Origin of the sequence: Marinomonas ushuaiensis DSM 15871 (assembly GCF_000521805.1) — a bacterium.
In the GTDB taxonomy this organism is placed as follows: Bacteria; Pseudomonadota; Gammaproteobacteria; order Pseudomonadales; family Marinomonadaceae; genus Marinomonas; species Marinomonas ushuaiensis.
In genome coordinates this window covers 592,691-612,945 of sequence record NZ_JAMB01000001.1, presented here as the reverse complement: position 1 = coordinate 612,945, position 20,255 = coordinate 592,691, and the positions used below count along the sequence as shown (strand labels likewise).

The 20,255-nt window shown below is 41.8% G+C and carries 19 protein-coding genes; 4 read left to right on the top strand and 15 right to left on the bottom strand.

Going from position 1 to position 20,255, the window contains the following annotated elements:
* Window positions 1–59: 59 nt before the first annotated feature.
* Window positions 60–446 (bottom strand): hypothetical protein, encoded by a 387-nt coding sequence (locus tag MUS1_RS02890; protein ID WP_036158793.1) that lies wholly within the window; start codon window positions 444–446, stop codon window positions 60–62.
* Window positions 447–622: 176 nt separating this feature from the next.
* On the opposite strand from MUS1_RS02890, the gene MUS1_RS02880 reads away from it, so the two are divergent.
* Window positions 623–1,770 (top strand): IS3 family transposase gene (locus MUS1_RS02880; protein WP_156924847.1). Its coding sequence is split into 2 segments (ribosomal slippage): window positions 623–860 and window positions 860–1,770, totalling 1,149 coding nucleotides; the frame shifts between segments, so codons are not numbered across the junction.
* Between the two features lie 279 nt (window positions 1,771–2,049).
* Here MUS1_RS02880 and glmS read toward each other — a convergent pair.
* From glmS to MUS1_RS02855, 5 genes are all read right to left on the bottom strand, one after another.
* Entirely contained in the window at window positions 2,050–3,876 is a 1,827-nt protein-coding gene (gene glmS, locus MUS1_RS02875) for a glutamine--fructose-6-phosphate transaminase (isomerizing) (RefSeq protein WP_036158787.1), read from the bottom strand.
* Between the two features lie 104 nt (window positions 3,877–3,980).
* Window positions 3,981–5,342, bottom strand: a complete 1,362-nt coding sequence (gene glmU, locus MUS1_RS02870; RefSeq protein WP_036158784.1) for a bifunctional UDP-N-acetylglucosamine diphosphorylase/glucosamine-1-phosphate N-acetyltransferase GlmU — start codon at window positions 5,340–5,342, stop codon at window positions 3,981–3,983.
* 186 nt (window positions 5,343–5,528) lie between these two features.
* Window positions 5,529–6,446: a LysR family transcriptional regulator gene (locus tag MUS1_RS02865; RefSeq protein WP_036158782.1), complete on the bottom strand. Its 918-nt coding sequence runs from the start codon at window positions 6,444–6,446 to the stop codon at window positions 5,529–5,531.
* Between the two features lie 227 nt (window positions 6,447–6,673).
* Window positions 6,674–7,165, bottom strand: coding sequence for an REP-associated tyrosine transposase (locus tag MUS1_RS02860; protein ID WP_036158778.1), 492 nt, complete (start codon window positions 7,163–7,165; stop codon window positions 6,674–6,676).
* Window positions 7,166–7,477: 312 nt separating this feature from the next.
* Window positions 7,478–9,637: a Tex family protein gene (locus tag MUS1_RS02855; protein ID WP_036158775.1), complete on the bottom strand. Its 2,160-nt coding sequence runs from the start codon at window positions 9,635–9,637 to the stop codon at window positions 7,478–7,480.
* A gap of 286 nt (window positions 9,638–9,923) precedes the next feature.
* Here MUS1_RS02855 and MUS1_RS02850 point away from each other — a divergent pair, with 286 nt between their 5' ends.
* Window positions 9,924–10,322: an H-NS histone family protein gene (locus MUS1_RS02850; RefSeq protein WP_036158772.1), complete on the top strand. Its 399-nt coding sequence runs from the start codon at window positions 9,924–9,926 to the stop codon at window positions 10,320–10,322.
* A gap of 94 nt (window positions 10,323–10,416) precedes the next feature.
* On the opposite strand, the gene trmB is transcribed toward MUS1_RS02850, so the two are convergent.
* The 5 genes from trmB to MUS1_RS02825 form a co-directional block, all read right to left on the bottom strand.
* Window positions 10,417–11,145: a tRNA (guanosine(46)-N7)-methyltransferase TrmB gene (gene trmB, locus MUS1_RS02845; protein ID WP_036158769.1), complete on the bottom strand. Its 729-nt coding sequence runs from the start codon at window positions 11,143–11,145 to the stop codon at window positions 10,417–10,419.
* Between the two features lie 126 nt (window positions 11,146–11,271).
* Complete coding sequence (locus MUS1_RS02840; RefSeq protein WP_051436063.1) at window positions 11,272–11,685, bottom strand: DUF423 domain-containing protein; 414 nt, start codon at window positions 11,683–11,685, stop codon at window positions 11,272–11,274.
* A gap of 3 nt (window positions 11,686–11,688) precedes the next feature.
* Complete coding sequence (locus tag MUS1_RS02835; RefSeq protein WP_036158766.1) at window positions 11,689–12,672, bottom strand: WD40 repeat domain-containing protein; 984 nt, start codon at window positions 12,670–12,672, stop codon at window positions 11,689–11,691.
* A complete protein-coding gene (rsd, locus tag MUS1_RS02830) occupies window positions 12,644–13,114 on the bottom strand; it encodes a sigma D regulator (protein ID WP_036158763.1) in 471 nt (156 codons plus the stop codon). The genes MUS1_RS02835 and rsd overlap by 29 nt, the downstream gene beginning before the upstream one ends.
* A 98-nt stretch (window positions 13,115–13,212) precedes the next feature.
* A complete protein-coding gene (locus MUS1_RS02825; protein WP_036158760.1) occupies window positions 13,213–13,722 on the bottom strand; it encodes a disulfide bond formation protein B in 510 nt (169 codons plus the stop codon).
* 216 nt (window positions 13,723–13,938) lie between these two features.
* Here MUS1_RS02825 and MUS1_RS02820 point away from each other — a divergent pair, with 216 nt between their 5' ends.
* A complete protein-coding gene (locus tag MUS1_RS02820; protein ID WP_245595718.1) occupies window positions 13,939–14,295 on the top strand; it encodes a flagellar basal body-associated FliL family protein in 357 nt (118 codons plus the stop codon).
* 124 nt (window positions 14,296–14,419) lie between these two features.
* Here MUS1_RS02820 and MUS1_RS02815 read toward each other — a convergent pair whose 3' ends face one another.
* From MUS1_RS02815 to MUS1_RS02800, 4 genes are all read right to left on the bottom strand, one after another.
* Complete coding sequence (locus MUS1_RS02815; RefSeq protein ID WP_036158754.1) at window positions 14,420–14,704, bottom strand: oxidative damage protection protein; 285 nt, start codon at window positions 14,702–14,704, stop codon at window positions 14,420–14,422.
* Window positions 14,705–14,794: 90 nt separating this feature from the next.
* Window positions 14,795–15,976 (bottom strand): chromate efflux transporter, encoded by a 1,182-nt coding sequence (gene chrA / locus MUS1_RS02810; RefSeq protein WP_036158751.1) that lies wholly within the window; start codon window positions 15,974–15,976, stop codon window positions 14,795–14,797.
* Between the two features lie 42 nt (window positions 15,977–16,018).
* Window positions 16,019–17,077 (bottom strand): A/G-specific adenine glycosylase, encoded by a 1,059-nt coding sequence (mutY, locus tag MUS1_RS02805; RefSeq protein ID WP_036158748.1) that lies wholly within the window; start codon window positions 17,075–17,077, stop codon window positions 16,019–16,021.
* A 60-nt stretch (window positions 17,078–17,137) separates the two neighbouring features.
* On the bottom strand, window positions 17,138–19,402 hold the full coding sequence (locus MUS1_RS02800) for an AsmA family protein (RefSeq protein ID WP_036158745.1): 2,265 nt from the start codon (window positions 19,400–19,402) through the stop codon (window positions 17,138–17,140).
* A gap of 257 nt (window positions 19,403–19,659) precedes the next feature.
* Between MUS1_RS02800 and hisB the strand changes: the two genes are divergently transcribed.
* Complete coding sequence (gene hisB / locus MUS1_RS02795; protein WP_036158742.1) at window positions 19,660–20,253, top strand: imidazoleglycerol-phosphate dehydratase HisB; 594 nt, start codon at window positions 19,660–19,662, stop codon at window positions 20,251–20,253.
* Window positions 20,254–20,255 lie beyond the last annotated feature (2 nt).

The following is a 20,255-nucleotide window of genomic DNA, read 5'->3' as shown; positions in this document are numbered from 1 at the left end:
ACAAAAAAATGGCCAATATGTTTAAAACACATTGGCCATTATCATTTCCAATTTCCATTTCAATCCGTAGAAAGCTCTTCTGACGTCACATCTACAACAGATAGCCCTGAATTCGGGTTAGCGCCCCAACTACCATCCCATAGGTCATAGGACGTTCCGTCATCAATTGAGAACTCACCAGACTCAAGCAGCATTGCACTGCTTACATCGCCCGTAAAGTCCCAGCTAATTTCACTGAATGTGCCTGCAGAGAATGCGTCGACATCATCATCGCTTACCAAGATAATAACGTCATCATCACCAAGGTTTTCTGCACCAGACCATTGATCACTGGAGTTAAATGTAAGACTTGAACCGTCACCTATATTGATGTAAATCTCATACGTTTCATATGCATCAAAGGTATCTGCTGCTGTTGAATAATTCCCGCCATCCAAATCAATCACTATTTCATTAACTAAAGAGCTTGTGCTACTAAACTCTTGTACAGATGTGGTTGTTTCTCCATTTTCATCACTTAGCCATTCTACTTAATAGCCTCCATCATCTAGGGCCGTTTGGACTTCCCAGACTTTACTAGACACCTATTAACGTTAAAATCTAGTTAAATAAGAGGTGTTTTATGAAGTCTAAACGTTACCCCGAAGAGTTTAAAAGAGAAGCGGTTAAACAAGTCACTGAGCGTGGTTATTCTGTTGCTGAAGTGGCTCAACGGCTCGATACGACCACTCATAGTTTATACGCTTGGATCAAAAGGTATGGAGAGTCCCAACCCCAACCATCTGAAGATCTTGATTTAGCCTCTGAGAACGCCCGGCTCAAGTCTGAGCTGAGACGAATCACGGAGGAGCGTAACATTCTAAAAAAGGCCGCAAGGTACTTTGCCAACAACCCAGAGTAAAGTACGCCTTTGTGCGCGATCACCAAAAAGAACACTCTGTTCAGTTAATGTGTCGCGTCTTTAAAATTCATCGAAGCGGTTATTATGCTTGGCTAAAAAAGCCACTATCTGATCGGACCATTGAGGATCAGCGACTGTTAGAGCGGATACGTGAATGTCACATCGCTAGCGGTGGAACCTATGGAAGCCCATGGATACATCGTGACCTACGAGATGAGGGAGAATCCTGTAGCGTACATCGTGTTGCCAAAATCATGCGTAATAACAATATTAAGGCTCAGATTGGTTATAAACGTCGTCATATCCAAGGCGGTAAAGTAGGCAAGTTTGCTGACAACATATTAAAGCGTCAATTTAATCCTGATGCCCCTAATAAAGCGTGGGTAAGCGATATCACCTACGTTAGGACTCATGAAGGTTTTTTGTATGTAGCGACTGTTATTGATTTGTTTTCTCGACGTGTTGTTGGGTGGTCAATGGATAAAATGATGGATCGACACTTGGTCATTAATGCTCTATTAATGGCCCTCTGGCAGCGTAAGCCTAAAGGTGAAGTGCTGGTGCACAGCGATCAGGGCAGCCAATATGCGAGCTCTGACTACCTCGCTTTTATGAAGGCTCATAACTTAGCGCCGTCCATGAGTCGTCGAGGCAATTGCCATGATAATGCGGTGACAGAAAGCTTTTTTTCGACCTTTAAGAAGAGAGTGACAAAACGAAAGATATACTCGACACGAGAAGAAGCGAAAGGTGAGATATTTAATTTTATTGAGATGTTCTACAATCCGATAAAACGGCATTCACATACAGGCGGGGTGTCACCTGCTAAGTTCGAAGAAAAGTATTTTTTAGAAGTTTCTACTGTCTAGCAAACTCTGGGAAGTCCACTCACCCGTACTACTTATTTCATGGACTTTTATAAAGGGCTCGTAGTCTTCCCCTGAACCAATCCCTCTGGTTTTTAACTTCTTCTCATCTTGAGGATAAACTGTTTTTTCAGAATCTAACATCTCAGGCCTCCTGTTTACTCTTTGAGCATAACAGAAGGCCTGAAAAAAACATCAAACATTATTGTAAAACATCAAACTATAATGTCTTTTATCAAACTATAATGTCACCGTACACTCAGATCTCCAGTAATTAAAGCTCTATTCCACTGTAACCGATTTTGCTAGGTTTCTAGGTTGGTCTACGTCTGTCCCTTTCACAACGGCAACATGGTAGGACAATAATTGAAGCGGAATCGTGTGAACAATAGGTTCCAATATGCTGTCGACTTTTGGCACTTCGGTGAAGATGATGTTCTCTTCACTGTGAAGGTCTGTGTCTTTGTCCGCAAAAACGTAAAGTTCTCCTCCACGGGCAGCCACTTCCTGTAGGTTAGATTTTAATTTATCTAACATGTCGTTATGAGGCACAAGGGCGATGATCGGCATGTCTTCGTCAACCAATGCCAACGGCCCATGTTTCAATTCACCTGCTGGGTAGGCTTCGGCGTGTATATAAGAGATCTCTTTTAGTTTCAGAGAACCTTCTAAGGCGATTGGGAACATGGTGCCACGACCCAAGAACAAAGCATTATTTTTGTTCGCAAAACGGTCTGCGATTTTCTTAATGTGGGCATCTTCCAGTAATGCTGCGTTTACATAGGCTGGCAAAGAGCGCATTGCCTGTACTAATTCTTTTTCTTTCTCGGCAGACAAGCCATTTTCAACCGCAATCGCAACACTGGTAATAAGCAGTGCTGTTAATTGAGTCGTAAAGGCTTTTGTTGATGCAACGCCGATTTCTGGGCCAGCATTGGTTAACAGAGTAAGCGCTGACTCACGTACCAGTGTACTGGATGGTACGTTACAAATTGCTAAGGTTGTTAAGTAGCCAAGTTCTTTGGCCATACGCAATGCGGCTAGCGTGTCCGCGGTTTCACCGGATTGAGATAAGGTTAGGAACAAGGTTTTCTTCGGAACGGCAACTTTTCGATAGCGGTATTCACTGGCGACTTCAACACTGCATGGCAAACCGGCAAGGTCTTCGATCCAATATTTTGCCACCAAACCGGCATGATAACTCGTACCACAAGCAACAATATGAACGTTTTCTATTTCTTTTAGGAAAGCCGAATCCGCACCGAAACAACTGGTTAATACTTTGCTTTCACTAATGCGCCCCTCTAAACAAGCACTAATGACTTTTGGTTGCTCGTAGATTTCTTTCATCATGTAATGACGAAACTCACCTTTATCTGTCGCATCAATACTGTGATTAAAAACACTCACAGGACGGTCTTGTACCTCGCCTTTGGCATCGTAAATAGTGACTTGATCTCTTGTAACATCAACCACGTCACCTTCTTCTAAAAAGATAAATTGGTCTGTAACATGCAATAAAGCAAGCTGATCGGATGCTACGAAGTTTTCTTCTATACCAACACCAACGACTAATGGACTGCCTTTACGTGCGGCTATAAAACGTTCGTTGTCGTCTTTCTGCACGACACCAATGGCAAATGCGCCTTCCAATTTCGTCAAACTTGCTTGAACGGCTTTCAGTAAATCAGGCTGAATTTTTAAAGCATCGTGAATTAAGTGAACGATAACTTCTGTATCTGTTTCGGATTTGAACTCATAGCCTTTGGCTTTTAATTCACGACGAAGTGGCTCGTGATTTTCAATAATGCCATTGTGAACCAAAGCAAGATCATCGCCAGAAAAGTGTGGATGAGCATTGGCTTCTGTTGGTTTGCCATGGGTTGCCCAACGAGTGTGAGCAATGCCGATTTTGCCATCTAAAGGCTGTGCTTCAAACTTGTCTTTAAGTGCTTGAACCTTACCAACCGCTCGATGGGAAAAAACACCCTCTTCGTTGTTAATCGCGATACCAGAAGAATCGTAACCACGATATTCAAGACGGCTTAGTCCTTCTATTAAAATTTTCGATACATTACGGCGCGCTATGGCACCCACTATTCCGCACATGGAAAAATCCTTCTTTGAGTCTACAAAAAGGGGTCAGATCCCTTAAAAAATAAAGTTTAATTCAATTCAAAATGGTTTGTTTAAGGGATCTGACCCCTTTTATCTTATTTTTTAACCGGTCTTGGCCAATTGTCTTTATTTGTTTGACGTGCTCGAGCAAAAGCCAATTGCTTCTCACCCACTTGTTTTGTAATGGTTGAACCTGCAGCAATCGTTGCGCCTTCTTCGACTTTTATGGGTGCCACCAGAGAGGTATTGGAGCCTATAAAAACGTTATCGGCCACTTGGGTTAGATGTTTATTTACACCGTCATAATTACAAGTAATGGTGCCTGCGCCGACGTTTACATTGGCACCCATTTCGGTATCACCAATATAGCTCAAATGATTTACTTTACTGCCTTCGCCAATACGAGCTTTTTTGGTTTCAACGAAGTTGCCTATCTTGGCTTTATTCGCTAATTGAGTCCCTGGTCGTAAACGTGCAAACGGCCCAAGATCGCAAGAGTCACCCACCTGGCTGTCGTCGATTAAGGTATTGCTTTTAATAATGGTGTTATCACCAACAACGCAATCTTTAAGATGACAGTTTGGGCCAATTTCAACGCCGTTGCCTAATACGACCTTGCCTTCAAATACACAGTTCACATCAATAATGACATCTTGCCCCGTTATTAATTCACCACGAACATCAATACGCGATGGGTCAAGTAAGGTTGCACCGTTTTGCATTAAATGAATGGCTTGTTGACTTTGTAATTCACGCTCTAAGGCGGCCAATTGTACTCGGTCGTTTACGCCTGCTACTTCAGCTTCATTTTCTGGGTTTACCGTGACAATCTCGACACCATCACGGGCAGCCATGGCGATGATATCAGTCAGGTAATATTCACCTTGAGCGTTGTTGTTTGTTAAATCTGCAAGCCAAGTTTGTAGATGATTGTTTGGTGCTAACAAAATCCCTGTGTTGACTTCGTTAATCTGAAGCTGGCTTTCCGATGCGTCTTTTTGCTCTACAATCGCAACGACTTTGTTTTGTTCATCTCTTACGATTCGGCCGTAGCCCGTTGGGTTATCTAAAGAAATCGTTAACAAAACCAAAGTATTTGAGGTGGATTGCTTTGCCATTTTTTTAAGTGTTGTCGCGCGAATAAGCGGTACATCACCGTAAAGCGTTAAGGTTGCGCCATCAGCTTGTAAAAAAGGCGCTACTCGACGTAGAGCATCACCCGTTCCTTGAGGGTCGTTCTGCCAGACAATATTCGTCGCAAACGCTTGGCAACTTGCCTCAACTTGCTCGCCTTGATGACCAACAACAAGGTGTAATTTAGCGTCTGTGATAGAACTGGCCGTTGCAAGCACTCGGTTTACCATGGCGACACCGCCAACTTTATGAAGTACTTTTGAAAAAGCAGATTTCATTCGGCTGCCTTTCCCGGCAGCAAGAATAACGATGTCCTGACTCATGGATCGTCCTTTTAAAAACTGGAAAAAATGAATAAATAGATATTCCGGCTATTAAATCGTGTTACCAAAATAGTCACAACCCAAATTGTCACAAATAAAATGACAATTTTATAATTTAACGTATAAACCGATGTTTTATAAAGTTTCTAAACGCAAAAAATATAAAAATTGTCATAAAGATATTTTCTAAAAATGATTAAGCGACGTTTGTTTCGGACACATATTGCACTCTGCTTGAAGCAACTCAACTAACAACCTTGCTGCAGGTCCAGTGCGCTCACCTTTGCCGAAAATAGCGTAAAGGTGAAAGCTTTGCTCACCACCAGATACGAGGTCTAATTTTTTCAATTTGCCTGTGCTCAGCTCATTTTCAATACCGGCTTTTGGCAACCACGCAAAACCCATCCCACTGACCACAACCTCCAAAGCCGACTGCACACTGGAGACAGTCCAACGTCTTTCGACGCCTAACCAACCTGCGTCGACAGGACTTTCTACAGGTGAATCTCTAACAACCAATTGCAGCTCGTGACTTAAACGCTCATTATTAATAGGCGATTTCTCTTGAAATAACACATGATCAGGAGATGCTACAGCCATCATTTCAACCTCTACAATGGGATCAGCCAAATAGCCTTTTGGAACAATTGAGCTGAGCACCAAATCAGGATTACCAAGGGTCAATGCTTCTGTACTGCCACTCAAAACCATTTCTCGTAGCTGTACTGCAGTACCTTGGCTTTGTGATTCAAAGGCTTTCAATGCGCTCAATAAAGCAGGTGTTGGGAAAATTTGATCGACCACCAGCTCTAATTCTGGCTCCCAACCTTGTCCGAGTGTATGCGCTAATTCCTCTAGCTCTACCGCTTCTTTGATCAAATGACGAGAGCGGCGCAACAGCACTTCACCTCTTTCCGTTAATTTGGCTTTTCGCCCTTCAATAGTTAGCAAAGGGTAGCCCAACTGCTCTTGAAGTTTGGCAACGGTATAACTCACGGACGATTGACTTTTATGCAGCGCTTCTGCCGCTTGGGCAAACCCTCCTTTATCAATAACCGACTGCAATACTCGCCATTGCTCTAGTGTGACTCTTGGTGCTTTCACAGCTCTTTACCTCTATAAATACAAAATCGTAGGCCGGACTAGACGAGGTACGAGGCGTAATCCGGCGATAACAAATAAATCCGATGTAATTCGCTCATGTCACGGCACATTGTTTGATCACGATCGCCCCATCACATCACATCACATCACATCACATCACTAAATCGTAGGCCGGACTAGACGAGGTACGAGGCGTAATCCGGCGATGACAGGCAATTAAAATTATGTCATTCTGCTGAATCAAGAAAACCATTCCAGCTAAAATCATACAGTCCATTTTTAACGTCACGATGAAAACTTGAGTACGGCCAATCATGTGTAGATTGGACATAACCATGCTTTACAGGGTTTAGATAACAATAATTGATATGTGTTTGTAAATCATGATTAGTACGTATTTCATGCTCCCAAAAACGATTCTGCCAAGTTTTATTTTGCACATCTGTACGTCTTTTTAACTTTTTTGTAAAATTCGTTTTAATCAACTTCCAACGCTGTGAGTAATCATTATCATACTCAGGCAAACGCCATATAGCATGCATATGATCAGGTAATACAACCCACGCAACAATCTCAAATGGATGTTTTGACTTCACACATCTAACACTATCCCGAAGCAAATCGACATTATCAACCAAGGTAGTTAATTGCCGATTTTGCAAATTGACAGTAAAGAAAAACGTTCCACCAAAAGCTTTACTACGAATATAATGAGACATCCTTGTCCTCCTAGAAAATAAAAACCACCACACATTGTTTGATTACGGTCGTGCCTCCCTAGTCAAACCTACAATACAACTCATCACAAAATCGTAGGCCGGACTAGACGAGGTACGAGGCGTAATCCGGCGATGACCAGATAAATTCGATGTAATTCCTCACGTCACCACACATTGTTTGATTACGGTCGTGCCTCCCTAGTCAAACCTACAATACACCTCATCACAAAATCGTAGGCCGGACTAGACGAGGTACGAGGCGTAATCCGGCGATAACAAATAAATTCGATGTAATTCGCTCACGTCAAGGCACTACAATCCATTGGCTTTTAATGCGATGCGCTTACGTTGTACATCGATTTCGATCACGGTTACATTGACGATCTGACCAACGCGCACTAAATCTCTTGGGTCTTTAACAAATCGATCTGCCAGCTGAGATATATGAATCAAGCCGTCTTGATGTACACCTAGGTCAACAAAAGCGCCAAATGCAGCGACGTTCGTCACGACACCTTCTAGTATCATACCTTCTTGTACGTCTTCGAGCTTTTGTACACTCTGATCAAAAGACGCATAACGAAATTCTGGGCGTGGATCACGACCTGGTTTATCCAGTTCTGCGAGAATATCTGAGTAAGTAAAATCACCGGCTTGAGCAAAGTTAGGTGCCAGTAGTTTTAATTGCTGCAATGCTGAGCTGTTATTTATCAGCTCTCTGGCTTTCAAACGTAGCTGAGCCGCCATGTCTTTCACCAGAGGGTAAGACTCAGGGTGAACGCCAGATTGATCCAATGGTTCCTTGCCATTTAAAATCCTCAAAAAACCTGCACATTGTTCGAAGCACTTATCACCAATACCTTTTATTTTTAACAGTTCAGCACGAGATTCTATTCGGCCTTTTTGCTGTCGATAATCCACAATATTTTGTGCGAGTCGATTGGTTAAGCCTGATACATAAGACAAAAGAGAAACCGACGCTAAATTAATATCAACGCCTACTCGGTTTACGCAATCTTCTACAACATTTCCGAGTGTTTTTGATAATTGAGTGACTTTGAGATCATGCTGATATTGGCCAACACCGATGGCTTGCGGATCAATTTTCACCAATTCCGCCAATGGATCTTGAAAACGTCGTGCAATAGAAACTGCACCTCGAATTGTGACGTCTAAATCAGGAAATTCTTGAATCGCGATAGGAGAAGCGGAATAAACCGATGCCCCTGCCTCACTAACCACAATGGCACGACAATCTAGGCTCTGCTCTGAAATTAATTCTTTAACTTGTTTTTCAGTCTCTCGTGATGCGGTTCCATTGCCAATCGCTACCCAACCAATTTTATGCTTAGTAATAAGATTAGATAAAACATCATTCGCTTCTTTAATACGATTTTGAGGACCATGTGGATAAATAACACCGTGATCTAAAAGTCCACCTTGCTCATCAATAACAGCGAGTTTCACACCATTACGAAAACCGGGATCAATACCCAACACTCGATAAGCGCCTGCTGGTGCGGCCATTAATAAGTCTTGAAGATTATCGGCAAAAACCTGAATAGCGCCTTCTTCTGCGCGTTCTTTCAATTGAGCAAGAACATCTGTTTCTAATTTAGGTAGAAGCTTATTCTCCCAAGCAATATTTAAATACTTTCTTTGTAAAGATGTCACGCCTTGGGATGAAGTGAAGTTCGTGTCAATTAATTGATTAAGATGAGATAAAATTAATTTCTCTGGATACTTTGTTTCATTTTTCAAAGAGACGTTGAGTTTTAATATCGATTCTTTTTTACCTCTAAAAAGAGCCAGTAATCGATGAGATGGCACTTTATTTATACGCTCTTCATAATCAAAATAATCTCTGAACTTTTCACCCAATTCTTTTTTACCGCGTAAAACACGGCTTGATAAAAAACCATGATTAAGCAGTTCAGTACGCCCTTGTTTTAAAATGTCACTGTCATTAGAAATCGCCTCACTTAAAATTTCAGTGGCACCTTCTAAGGCAAGCTCAGGAGAAAGCGAGATAGTGTTTTTTCTGCACCACGCATCAATCGCAGATAAGGTATCCGAGCGCTGACCTGACCATATATCAACAGCCAAATAGTGAAGCCCGTTGTCCCTAGCTTCATCTGCTTTGCTTTTGCGTGTTTTTTTAAACGGTGAATACAGATCTTCTAATTCGTTTTTAGAGGTCGCGTTTCGTATCTTTAAAATAACTGAGTCTGGGGCGGAGCTATTAACTAATAAAGAAAGTATGCTTTCTCGGCGTTTATTTAGTTCGACCAAATATTGCCAGCGGTCGTAAAAAGATCGTAAATCCATATCGCTCATTCCACCCGTATTTTCTTTTCTATAACGGGCGATGAAAGGAACTGTTGCGCCTTCTTCAAACAATTGAATAATGTTATTACTGTGTTTTTTTAATATAGAAAACTCTAAACTTAAGGTGTTTGATATCGAATTCATTTTTTATCCTATTGTTTACACTTTTATAACACTTCTCACACATTAATTTATTAGCCTTTCTAACTGTTTTTCATTAGAATCTTTGAAATAACATAAGATCACATAAAAACGTACTGATTAGTAATTCAATAACACTTTTGAAATACGGCTTAATTAAGCATTCTAAATCTGAACGCTTAAATATAACATTTATTATTAGTATCAAATAATAAATGTTAAAGAGGGATCTCTTTTTCAGTACAGAACAATACTTAACCAGTTCTTAACAGATAAATAGGAGAAACCAATGGGTTTATTACTAGAGTTAGCAGGCAACAAAGCAAAAGCACGTGCAGCGGCAAAAGAATTAACTGTAGCACAGCTAGAAAACTTAATTGCAGGCTTTAACAACGCACTTGAAAAAGCAAAAGAAGACGCAGCAGTGCTTGAAGAAGAAAAAGCATTAAAATCTGCACGTGCAGAAGAAATTGTTAACCTAATCGCTAAAAGCGGTCTAACAATGGAAGAACTTGCACAATTAACGACTCCAAAAACAGGCGCTACAAAAGGTAAAACTGTTGAGCCTAAATACCGCCTTGTTGTCGCTGGTGAAACTCACGAGTGGACTGGCCGTGGCCGCACACCAAAAGTATTCCAAGAATACTTTAATGCAGGCAACAGCCGTAAGAGTGTAGAAATTAAATAATTCATACTTTTATCGTTAGAATAAAAAAATGGCGCATTAAAAATGCGCCATTTTTTATTATCCAACGATTAATTTTTAATCCTCAAATAATAAATTAAACTAGTTTTTTGCTATAAATCAAATCCCAAACACCGTGACCTAGTCGTTCGCCACGCTGTTCGAATTTGGTCAGTGGTCGCCACTCTGGACGTGGATGATATTCCCCAACACCCGCTGCGTTTACATAACCCTCTTGCACTTCCATTACTTCCATCATGTGCTCTGCATAAGGCTGCCAATCTGTTGCCATATGGAAATAACCACCTTCTTTCAGTACGTTTGCCACCTGTTGAGCAAATAAAGGCTGAACAATACGGCGTTTGTTGTGTTTCTTTTTATGCCAAGGATCAGGGAAGAATAATTGAAAAGCACTGGCGGCTTTCTCAGGTAAGCAATTTGCCATTACTTCAATGGCGTCATCACAATAGACTCGAAGATTGGTTACACCTTCTTCTTTTGCCAGCATCATTAGTTTAGCAACGCCAGGCGGGTGCACTTCAATACCAATAAAGTCTTTCTCGGGAGCATTCTTTGCCATTTCAACCAAAGAAGCACCCATGCCAAATCCAACTTCAAGCACCACATCGGACTCTCGACCAAATACAGTTGCGTAGTCAATTCGACCATCATCAAGATCTAAACCATAGACCAACCAATTTGCTTCATAGTTCTTTTGTTGGCCCTCTGTCATGCGGCCACCACGTACAACAAAGCTACGAATGGTGCGTTTTTTTACGGATTCTTGTTCGATAGATTCTTGTGTTTCTGTATTTTGCTCTGACATGTTTTTTATCGCTTAGTTTATTCTGTGGCTTGGTTCATTCTGTGTAAGTCGATCATTTATCAACCATAAAATTTGGCGGCTATCCTACCCGAAAAACCTTACTCTGTCCTGCTTTGTTCGGTTAATTCAATTTTGGTGATTATCCGCGTTCTTAAATTGCCATAAACGAAATGCTAGACCACCCCAAGCGAGTAAATAACACAAACCTCCCAGAGGCGTAATCATGCCTAAGAAGGTATAGCCTGTTAACGCTATGATATACAAACTACCGGCGAACAATGTATTTCCAGCAAAGAACAGCATCAATATGTTTTTATGAGAAGGCAAATACGAAAATAGCGCAGCGGACATTAAACCGGCCAAGGCATGATACATAAGATATTGGCTGGCTGTATTCCACCAACCAAGCGCTTTAGGATCTAGGACTTCCGTTAATGCATGAGCACCGAACGCACCAGCAGCGACAGAAAGAGCGCCTTGGAGTGCAAAACAAGCCGCCCACTTTGAGGAAATAATAAATTTAATGTCTAGACTAGGCATGAATTATTCCAATACGTTTAGGTAGCCATTACCACCAATGGCGTAGTAACGATTACCAGCACCAAATGCCAATGCCATAACATTTCCGCCAGAAGGATTGCTTCGTTCAGAATAGACATCCCATTCTTTTTGAACCACGCCTGTGCTCATTTGTATTAAAGAAACGCGGCCGTTCACTTCACCCGTTAGAATACTTCTACCATCTTGTGAAAATACCACCTGACTAATGGTTACGTTACGATATTTCAATGCCCCCGTATCTATCACGCTCAGCTCTTGTCCGGTACGTGTCGACCAAATTCTTGCCGTTCCAAGTTGCGCCGCGCCAAAGGCGTATTTACCATCATCGGACAAGGCAACACTAGCGATTTGATTACTGAGCGTCCATTTGAATTTTTCCTTACCAGTTAGCAAGTCCCATAAAATGACATTACTCGCATCATCGCCAGTCAGCCCCAACCTTACATCCGACGAAATATCGACTGCATGAACTGTTGAACCGGTTCGCAAGGTTTGTTTAATACCGCCATTTTTCACATCAAAAAAACGAGCCGTCTCATCGTTTAACCCAATCAAGGCGTAATCGCCATTTTGAGTTAGTCGCAAAGATTGAATATCCCCAGGTGTGGTCCAAAAACCATCTGGCTGCCCGGTGGTAGTACTCCACAAGACAAGTGTACGAGCACTGCCCGTTGCGGCATATTGATTACTTGGATCAATATCAACACTAATTAATGGCGTAAATTCACCTTCTTTATGGTTCCAATTGAAAGTTCGCTCATTAACTGAGCTTTTCCAATAACTTCCGCCATGCTGTATGGAGCCAATCAGAGCGGAAGAACCATTGCTGCTTAACGCGGCAGAATACACACCTTGAACGGCATATTTTGCGGTGCGAACGGGAGCCTCTGCAGAGCAAGACAAGAGCGCCGCAGTAGAACAAAGTAAAAGACTGAGCTTAAGCGTTTTTTTCACTGTTCGCTTCATGTAGTTCCTTTATTAACCTGTCTTCATATTGAAACCGCTCTGCAAGAACCACTTTTAACGCTTTTAACGAGAAAAGCAACGATTCAAGTTGAGCATTGCAATGGGCTTTCGTGTCGTATCTGTCGTTAAACTCAATGGCAACTTCGGTCGAACTGTCGATCAATGGCAAGTGTTCACGTAATAAATCAACGGCACTATCATCATGAAAATCTTTTGCTTCTAATGCCAACTGTTCATAAACAGTGAAATGCCCCGCTGATACATAATCTACCAGCATTTCACAGAACAATTGAATCTTAGGTGTATCTAGAGGTGTGTATTCACCACGCTCACGCAAATAGATTGCCGCCTCAATCAACTTGCGACGCTGCTCAAGCCAGCGATCAATCATCTCGTGAACACCGCCCCATCGTTCTTGGGCTGTTTTACAATCTTCTAACATATGCAAACTCCATCAGGCGTTGGTGATTGTGCTTTCCTTAAGCATATTCCGATACGCAACCCCCTGCAAGACAGTAACTTGTGGGGATTTGTAACCTTTTACCAGCGCATTGTTTTCTTACGAGTCGTTAATGCAATCACGATATTAATCAATGCCATACCCGCAAAAGCCACTAAGGTCCAACCAGGAATACTGATACTCAAGAAGGTCCAAACAACATCACCACACTCGCCCGTTCCCATAATCATAGCTTGCATAATTTCTTGCCATGGGAAAACGTCAAACATATAACTCAGGCCCGGCAAGCACGCTGGAAGCTCATCCGCAGGTAAGCTTTGCAGGTACAAATGACGAATCGCCAACGCGGCACCAGTAAGGGACATAACAACAACAATCCAGGATAAAAACTTACGTGCTGAAGAACTTCCCGTAAGAGACGATAATAAAGACGCAACACCAACACAGAGAAAAACAATACGCTGCAACATGCAAAGTGGGCACGGTTCTAGCCCCATTTGATATTCCATATAGAACGCCACGCCCAAAAGAGCAAAAGACGCGAAGGCAACTAAACCATGAAAACGACGAGCAGATAAAAACGTAAACATATAAAGATCCCAGACTTACTAAGTTGATATTTTTGATCCGATAGAACATCTATTACTGCAGAAATAATAGGAAAGTGCAAAATTACTACTGACAGCAAGCTTTAATGGCAGTTAGTATACTGTCTATTGTAATGAATACGAGAACCTAAAATGTCATTGATGATGTCTATACTCAATAAGCCCTTACTCTTTTCTCTTATACTGATCAGCAGCCTAATGAGCCACACAACTTATGCAGAAGACGAAGAACCAATAGCTGTTGCTTATATTGAATTAGCCCCTAATTTTATTGTTAATAATGCAAGTGAAGGTTCTCGACTTAAATACATTAAAACCAGTATCAGCATTCGTACTGAATTGGCTAAGAAAGAACTCATTGAAGCCAATATGCCTTTAGTTAGAGATGCATTAGTCATGTTTTTAAGCTCTCTCTCAACCCCACAGGTCACTGGCGCTATCGCAAGAGAACAAACTCGTGGTGAGGCTGCGATTGCTGTGAACAAAGCACTGGAAGAAGAAACAGGCATTGCACCTGTGACTGATATTCTATTTGCTAGCTTTGTAACGCAATAACGACTTAACGAGACGTATTAATAAAAGTCAGCTCATAAAAAATCCCCCATGCTCATTCTTGAACATGGGGGATTTTTAAATTCTCAATAAATGCTTTTAAATACGTACTTTTTAATAATTGCTATTAAAGTTCAGTAATATCATCTGGACTAACGTAGCCTGTTAGCTTATCGGTTGCTTCGTTATTTAAAAACTTTTCCATTTGCTCCATCACATATTTACGTGATTCCGGCTGCATCAGATTCAACTGCTTTTCGTTAATCATCATGGTTTGCAGTAACTGCCATTCTTGCCAAGCCTGCTTAGAAACAGTTTGTAAAATTTCTTGGCCTTTAGCGCCAGGTAAAGGTGCGCGATCTAAGGCCTCCATGTCCTTTTGAAACTTTTTACAAAAAACGGTATTCGACATAAAGATAACTCGCAATTAAGAATGTATGAGGTCAATAATGGCGTTAAAGGACAAAAAATCAAGGTTTATCAAAGCCTAGCTTATAAACCGTTAAAAATAGCTTCGAGCCAGCCCAAATAACACAAACGCGATAATCAGCATAAAAATAGAAGGCCGCTTGCACTTTAACCATGTAAAGCCGATAACAACCATCACAACATCCACCCAACTCATTAAGCTTGATGTTCCGATTGGATGATATAAAGCCGCGATTAATATACCCACTACAGCTGCGTTCAAACTACCAACACTAGAACGAAAGCGTACATTAGTAGACAAGCCCTGCCATGCGTTTTGCGCACTTAACATAATTAGCAGACCTGAAGAAAAAACAGCCAAAGTAGCAACTCCCGCCCAAACCCAAATATTTTCACCATCAGGCGCAGCCGAAGCACCAAGAAAACTCGCCATGGTAAACATGGGCCCAGGAACCGCTTGAGCGGCTGCATATCCCAGTAACAAATTCGACTCTGTCACAGTATCAGATACAAACGCCGACAACATTGGCAGTACGACATGACCACCACCAAACACCAAGGCACCTGCTTGATAAAAATCAGCAAACAAACTAATCAAGGCATCCGTGAAGAAAAAACCAATAAAAAATAAACTCACTGCGAGAATCAAAAATAACCATGCAAATCGAACTTTCGGTAAAGCCTCCACTGTATTCGACATAATGGAAGGTACGAAAACACCAACACAAACGGCCATAAACAACACAATTAGGCTCGCGAAACCAAAAGGATAAAAGACAATAAACATTGCACTAAACAAGGCAACAAAAACCATAATCCTAGCCTGACAAAAGGACCGCCACATACTCACACAAGCATCAGCCACCACCACCACGGCAAGCAATTTCAAGCTGTGAACCGCGCCATTAAAAAGTACCGACCCTTGCCACGCTTCACCAAATTTAGCCAATAAGACCATGAGAATAAAAGATGGCAAGGTAAAACCGACAAAAGCCGCCAAACCACCAGCAAAACCAGCACGATGGTAGCCAAGAGCAAAACCAACCTGGCTCGAACCTGGCCCAGGGACAATTTGGCTTAGCGCAACCCATTGAGCATATTGTGACTCTGTTGCCCATTTTTTAAGCTTGATAAATTCCTGGTTGAAATAACCCAAATGCGCAGCTGGTCCGCCAAAGCTGGTAAAACCTAATAGAAAAAAAGCAGCAAAAACGTCCAAGACACGTTTTAAATACGAGGGAGAATTATGTGGCATTGTCATTTCCAATCACTATTACTTTCAAGCAAATAATCTAGTTCACTTGCTTAAATCGACTTGTTCTAAAATACTTCTAACCGGAGCTGGCAAACCAAGCTCTAAGGCATCTTGTTGACTGAACCATTGATATTTCTCGCCCTCCATCAGCATAGAAGTTTCTTCTATTTGGACATGGCTTGGCGAAATATCTAAATGATAATGACTAAAGGTATGTCGAAAAGATGACAAGGGTGTGACAACGTTTACTTGGGTCGCAAATCGCTGCTCAATATGCAGTACGATAGACTCGTTTGAAGCCAATTCAGGCAAACTCCATAAACCACCCCAAATACCAGTTTGCGGTCGTTTTTCCAGCAATAGCTGTCTTTTCGAATTTGCCATAACCAGAAGTTGGATACTCTTTTCTGGCTTCGCGGCTTTTTTAGGTTTTCGAATGGGAAACTGTGTTGGGTCTTCTGTTAGCTTGGCTTGGCAATCACTTTCTAAAGGACAAATTAAACACTGCGGTTTAGATCGAGTACAAAGCGTCGCACCCAAATCCATCATAGCTTGAGTATAATCACCACACCGCTCACTTGGCATATAGCTTTCGGCCAAATCCCACATAGCATTTTCAGTTTTCTTTTCACCTGGCCAAGTTGGCACAGCATGAAAGCGGCCTAAAACTCGCTTTACATTACCATCTAAAATCGCTGCTTGAACATCACGGGAAATTGACAATATAGCGGCGGCAGTAGAACGACCAATGCCAGGCAGCTCACACACACCTTCTACCGTTTGTGGAAATTCACTGTCAAATTCATCCACCAGTATTTTTGCGGCTTTGTGCATATTACGGGCTCTGGCGTAATACCCTAACCCACTCCAATGAGCCAACACCTCATCTTGTTCAGCATCGGCCAATGCCTCTACATCTGGAAATGATGTCATGAACTTATGATAATAAGGAATCACTGTCATCACTTGCGTTTGTTGCAACATGATTTCAGAAATCCACACTCGATAAGGTGTTTTATTTTCTTGCCAAGGCAAGCTTTTACGTCCGTGTTCATCAAACCACGCTAAAACACGGGGCGCAAAATTCTCTACTGGCAGCATTTCTTTCTCATATCCATAACGTTTTTTAGATAGCAAAAACTGTCTCAGAAACCTTTGCCACTAAAATAAATCTTTTAATTTATTCTTCAGTTTGTCTTTCAAAGCGTCTTCTTCCGCTTTGAGCTTCGCTTCTAATTCAGCTTTGAGCTTGGCTTTTTCTGCTGCAACTTTTGCATCTAACTCTGCCTTAAGCTTAGCTTTTTCTTCGTCGGCTTTTAGTTTTAATTCTGCTTTCGCTAAATCAACAAACAAAGAACCAAAACCTTTCAAATCAGGGCGACATAAACCAGCTGGGTCATCACTAAACTGACCTTGGCAAATGATAGGAAAAGTCAGCTTGGCGACTTTTTCATTTACAAGACAAGCATCATCTAACGCGCTACCAGGAAAACCAACGTTAACCTGATAATCCAATGAAGACTCTGTCAACGACACAACGCCATCGCCTGTTACCTGAATGCCTGCTGAGCTGATATCCAACCCCGGTGTTGACACTTGCCCATTAACAATACGTGCAGGAAACTTCATCGTTTCAAATGGCGTATCTTCACCAAACTTACTTCCATCAACATTATCTTTTTGAGTATAAGCAATGCCTTCACAAACCGACTTGGTTAAGTTCGTCCCAACTAAAGCGCCGTTTCGGATATCAACCAGAAGATCACCTTGCAATGACGCCATCAAATCGTCCACTTGATTACCTTTCGTGCTCAGCTCTCCATTTAAGTAAGTTGCACCGGATATTTTGTCCATCTCCATGAAGTCAATAAGCAGCGGCTGAATTTGAATACCATCAATAGAAGGAACCACATTGATCAAAGGCGTATTACCACGAACATCCAAGCTTACTGTCGAAGCGACGTTACCTTCATACAAAGAGGCTTTTAGTGGCGATACTTTTACTAGACCATTGGCCTGAGTAGAGTCTAGCTCTATTTTGTCGATTTTTAGGTTCTTAATAATAATGTCTTCGAACGCAATGCCAATGTGCCCGTTTAGGCCACGAATCAATTCTACTGGAATCAAGTCACTGGCTTCTTCTGTCACTGCCGCAGAACTCACTGCTTCTGATGTAACTTCGGGCGTAACTTCAGTTTCTTCAGGGGGCGTTGGCAAATAACGATCTAGATTCAAATTTGCTCCTGCGATTCGTACATCCCAACTGAGTGGCGACAAATTAAGAACCGCATTGGCTTCTATTTTTGTGTCATCTAAAACAATGGAAATAGGTTGTGCTGTGATGGATTTTAAATCACCCTCTAAAGCAATGCTTGCTCGTGCGCTGGTGAATGCTTTGTCATCCGACATCTCTGGCGCGGATAAATTCAAAGCGGCCATTACTTCACGAGGGTTAAAGTCACCTAAAGATAAGGAAACAGAGAACTTAGGTTCACTCAGCACTTCATAAGCCTGAATATCAGCGTCAATATTTAAACCTAATGCGCTCAAGGCTAAACCTTCGATTAAAGCGTTCTCTTGTGGCAAATCAAAATCGACTTTTGCTGCGCTCAATTTTGCCTTGATAGGACTCACAGGCAAGGTGTCGCTTTCTACTTCACCGGACAAAACCAATGAATCCAATGAGAGGCTCTCTCTCGATGGGAATACCGCTAAGTTTGCATTTAATTTAACGGACGCCTTAATGGCTAAGTTACCGTCCAAATCACTTTGCGTGACAGCGGCATCCATGACCATCGGCCACGCCTGATCCCATCGCACATCGTTCAATTGAACATTTAACGCTGCATTTATCAGTTGATTGGCTTGTTCGTCACGATATTCCACTTGTGCGTTTTCGATACGAAGTTCATCGAGTTGTAAATCAGGTAATGTAAATTCAATATTTTCAACGCTGGCATCGTCTGTCGCTACAGCATTTGCTACGTTATTTGTATTGTTTGCTTCTGTTGTCGGTATACTGCTTGAGTCTGCTTCTGGTAAATCCAATTGCCAATTCCCTTGGCCATTTTCATCTTTACGTAGACTGGCTTTCAAGTTAACAAGATTCACCTTGCTAACTTGAATTTTTTGCTCTAACAAGGGCATGATCGCTAAACCAAATTCTGCTTTATCAAACTGTAGAATTTCAGCATCTGACCCTAATGCCACACCAATGTCTTCCAGTTCAAGCCCAAGCCAAGGAAAAAACGACCAGCTGATATCGCCATCCAAACGTAAATTAACGCCTGCCTTTTCCATAGCGACACTTTTAAGTTCATCTTTAAAATCGTTGGGATTAACAAATACGGCAACATAAGTCAGTAGTGCAAAAACCAACACCAAAAGACCAACAACCAGCCAAGAAAGTCGCTTTACCCAAACCATGATGAACTCCTTAAATAAATGCGATTAAATATGTGTTTTGAATCTTCATAAATACTTAACCCCAAAATTGGTTAAGTGTTAACTGGATTGCCTTATCATAGCACCCGAAGCCATGTATTATCGATCCAATAGAGACAACTCATTAAAAACACTAAGCTAAGGCATAGAAGCCTGAGAGCCCACGTTCTATAATGGGGAACTTATGACTTATTAAAGTGACGTCTAATCGTCACCAATTACTGTGGAGAAATCAATCAATGTCCGATCGCATTGCTAGCGTCGAACGTAATACGCTTGAAACTCAGATCAAGGTTACGATCAACTTAGATGGTACAGGCAAATTTAACTGCTTCACTGGCGTACCTTTTCTTGACCATATGCTTGAGCAAGTGTCTCGCCATGGTCTAATTGATATGGATATTCATGCAGTTGGCGACCTTCACATTGACGCTCACCATACGGTTGAAGATTTAGGAATTACCTTAGGCCAAGCCTTTGATATTGCGGTTGGTGATAAAAAAGGCATCAAACGTTACGGTCATGCTTATGTTCCTCTAGACGAAGCTTTGTCTCGTGTTGTGATCGATTTTTCTGGTCGCCCAGGATTAGAGATGCACGTGCCTTTCACTCGCGGTTCAGTGGGCGGTTTTGATGTAGATTTGTTCTCCGAGTTTTTTCACGGTTTCATCAATCACTCAAAAACAACCCTCCACTTAGACAATCTTCGTGGTAAAAACACACACCACCAAGCAGAGACTATTTTCAAAGCGTTTGGTCGTGCATTACGCATGGCATTAGAAGTTGATGAACGTATGGCAGGGCAAATGCCGTCTACTAAAGGTTGTTTGTAGGA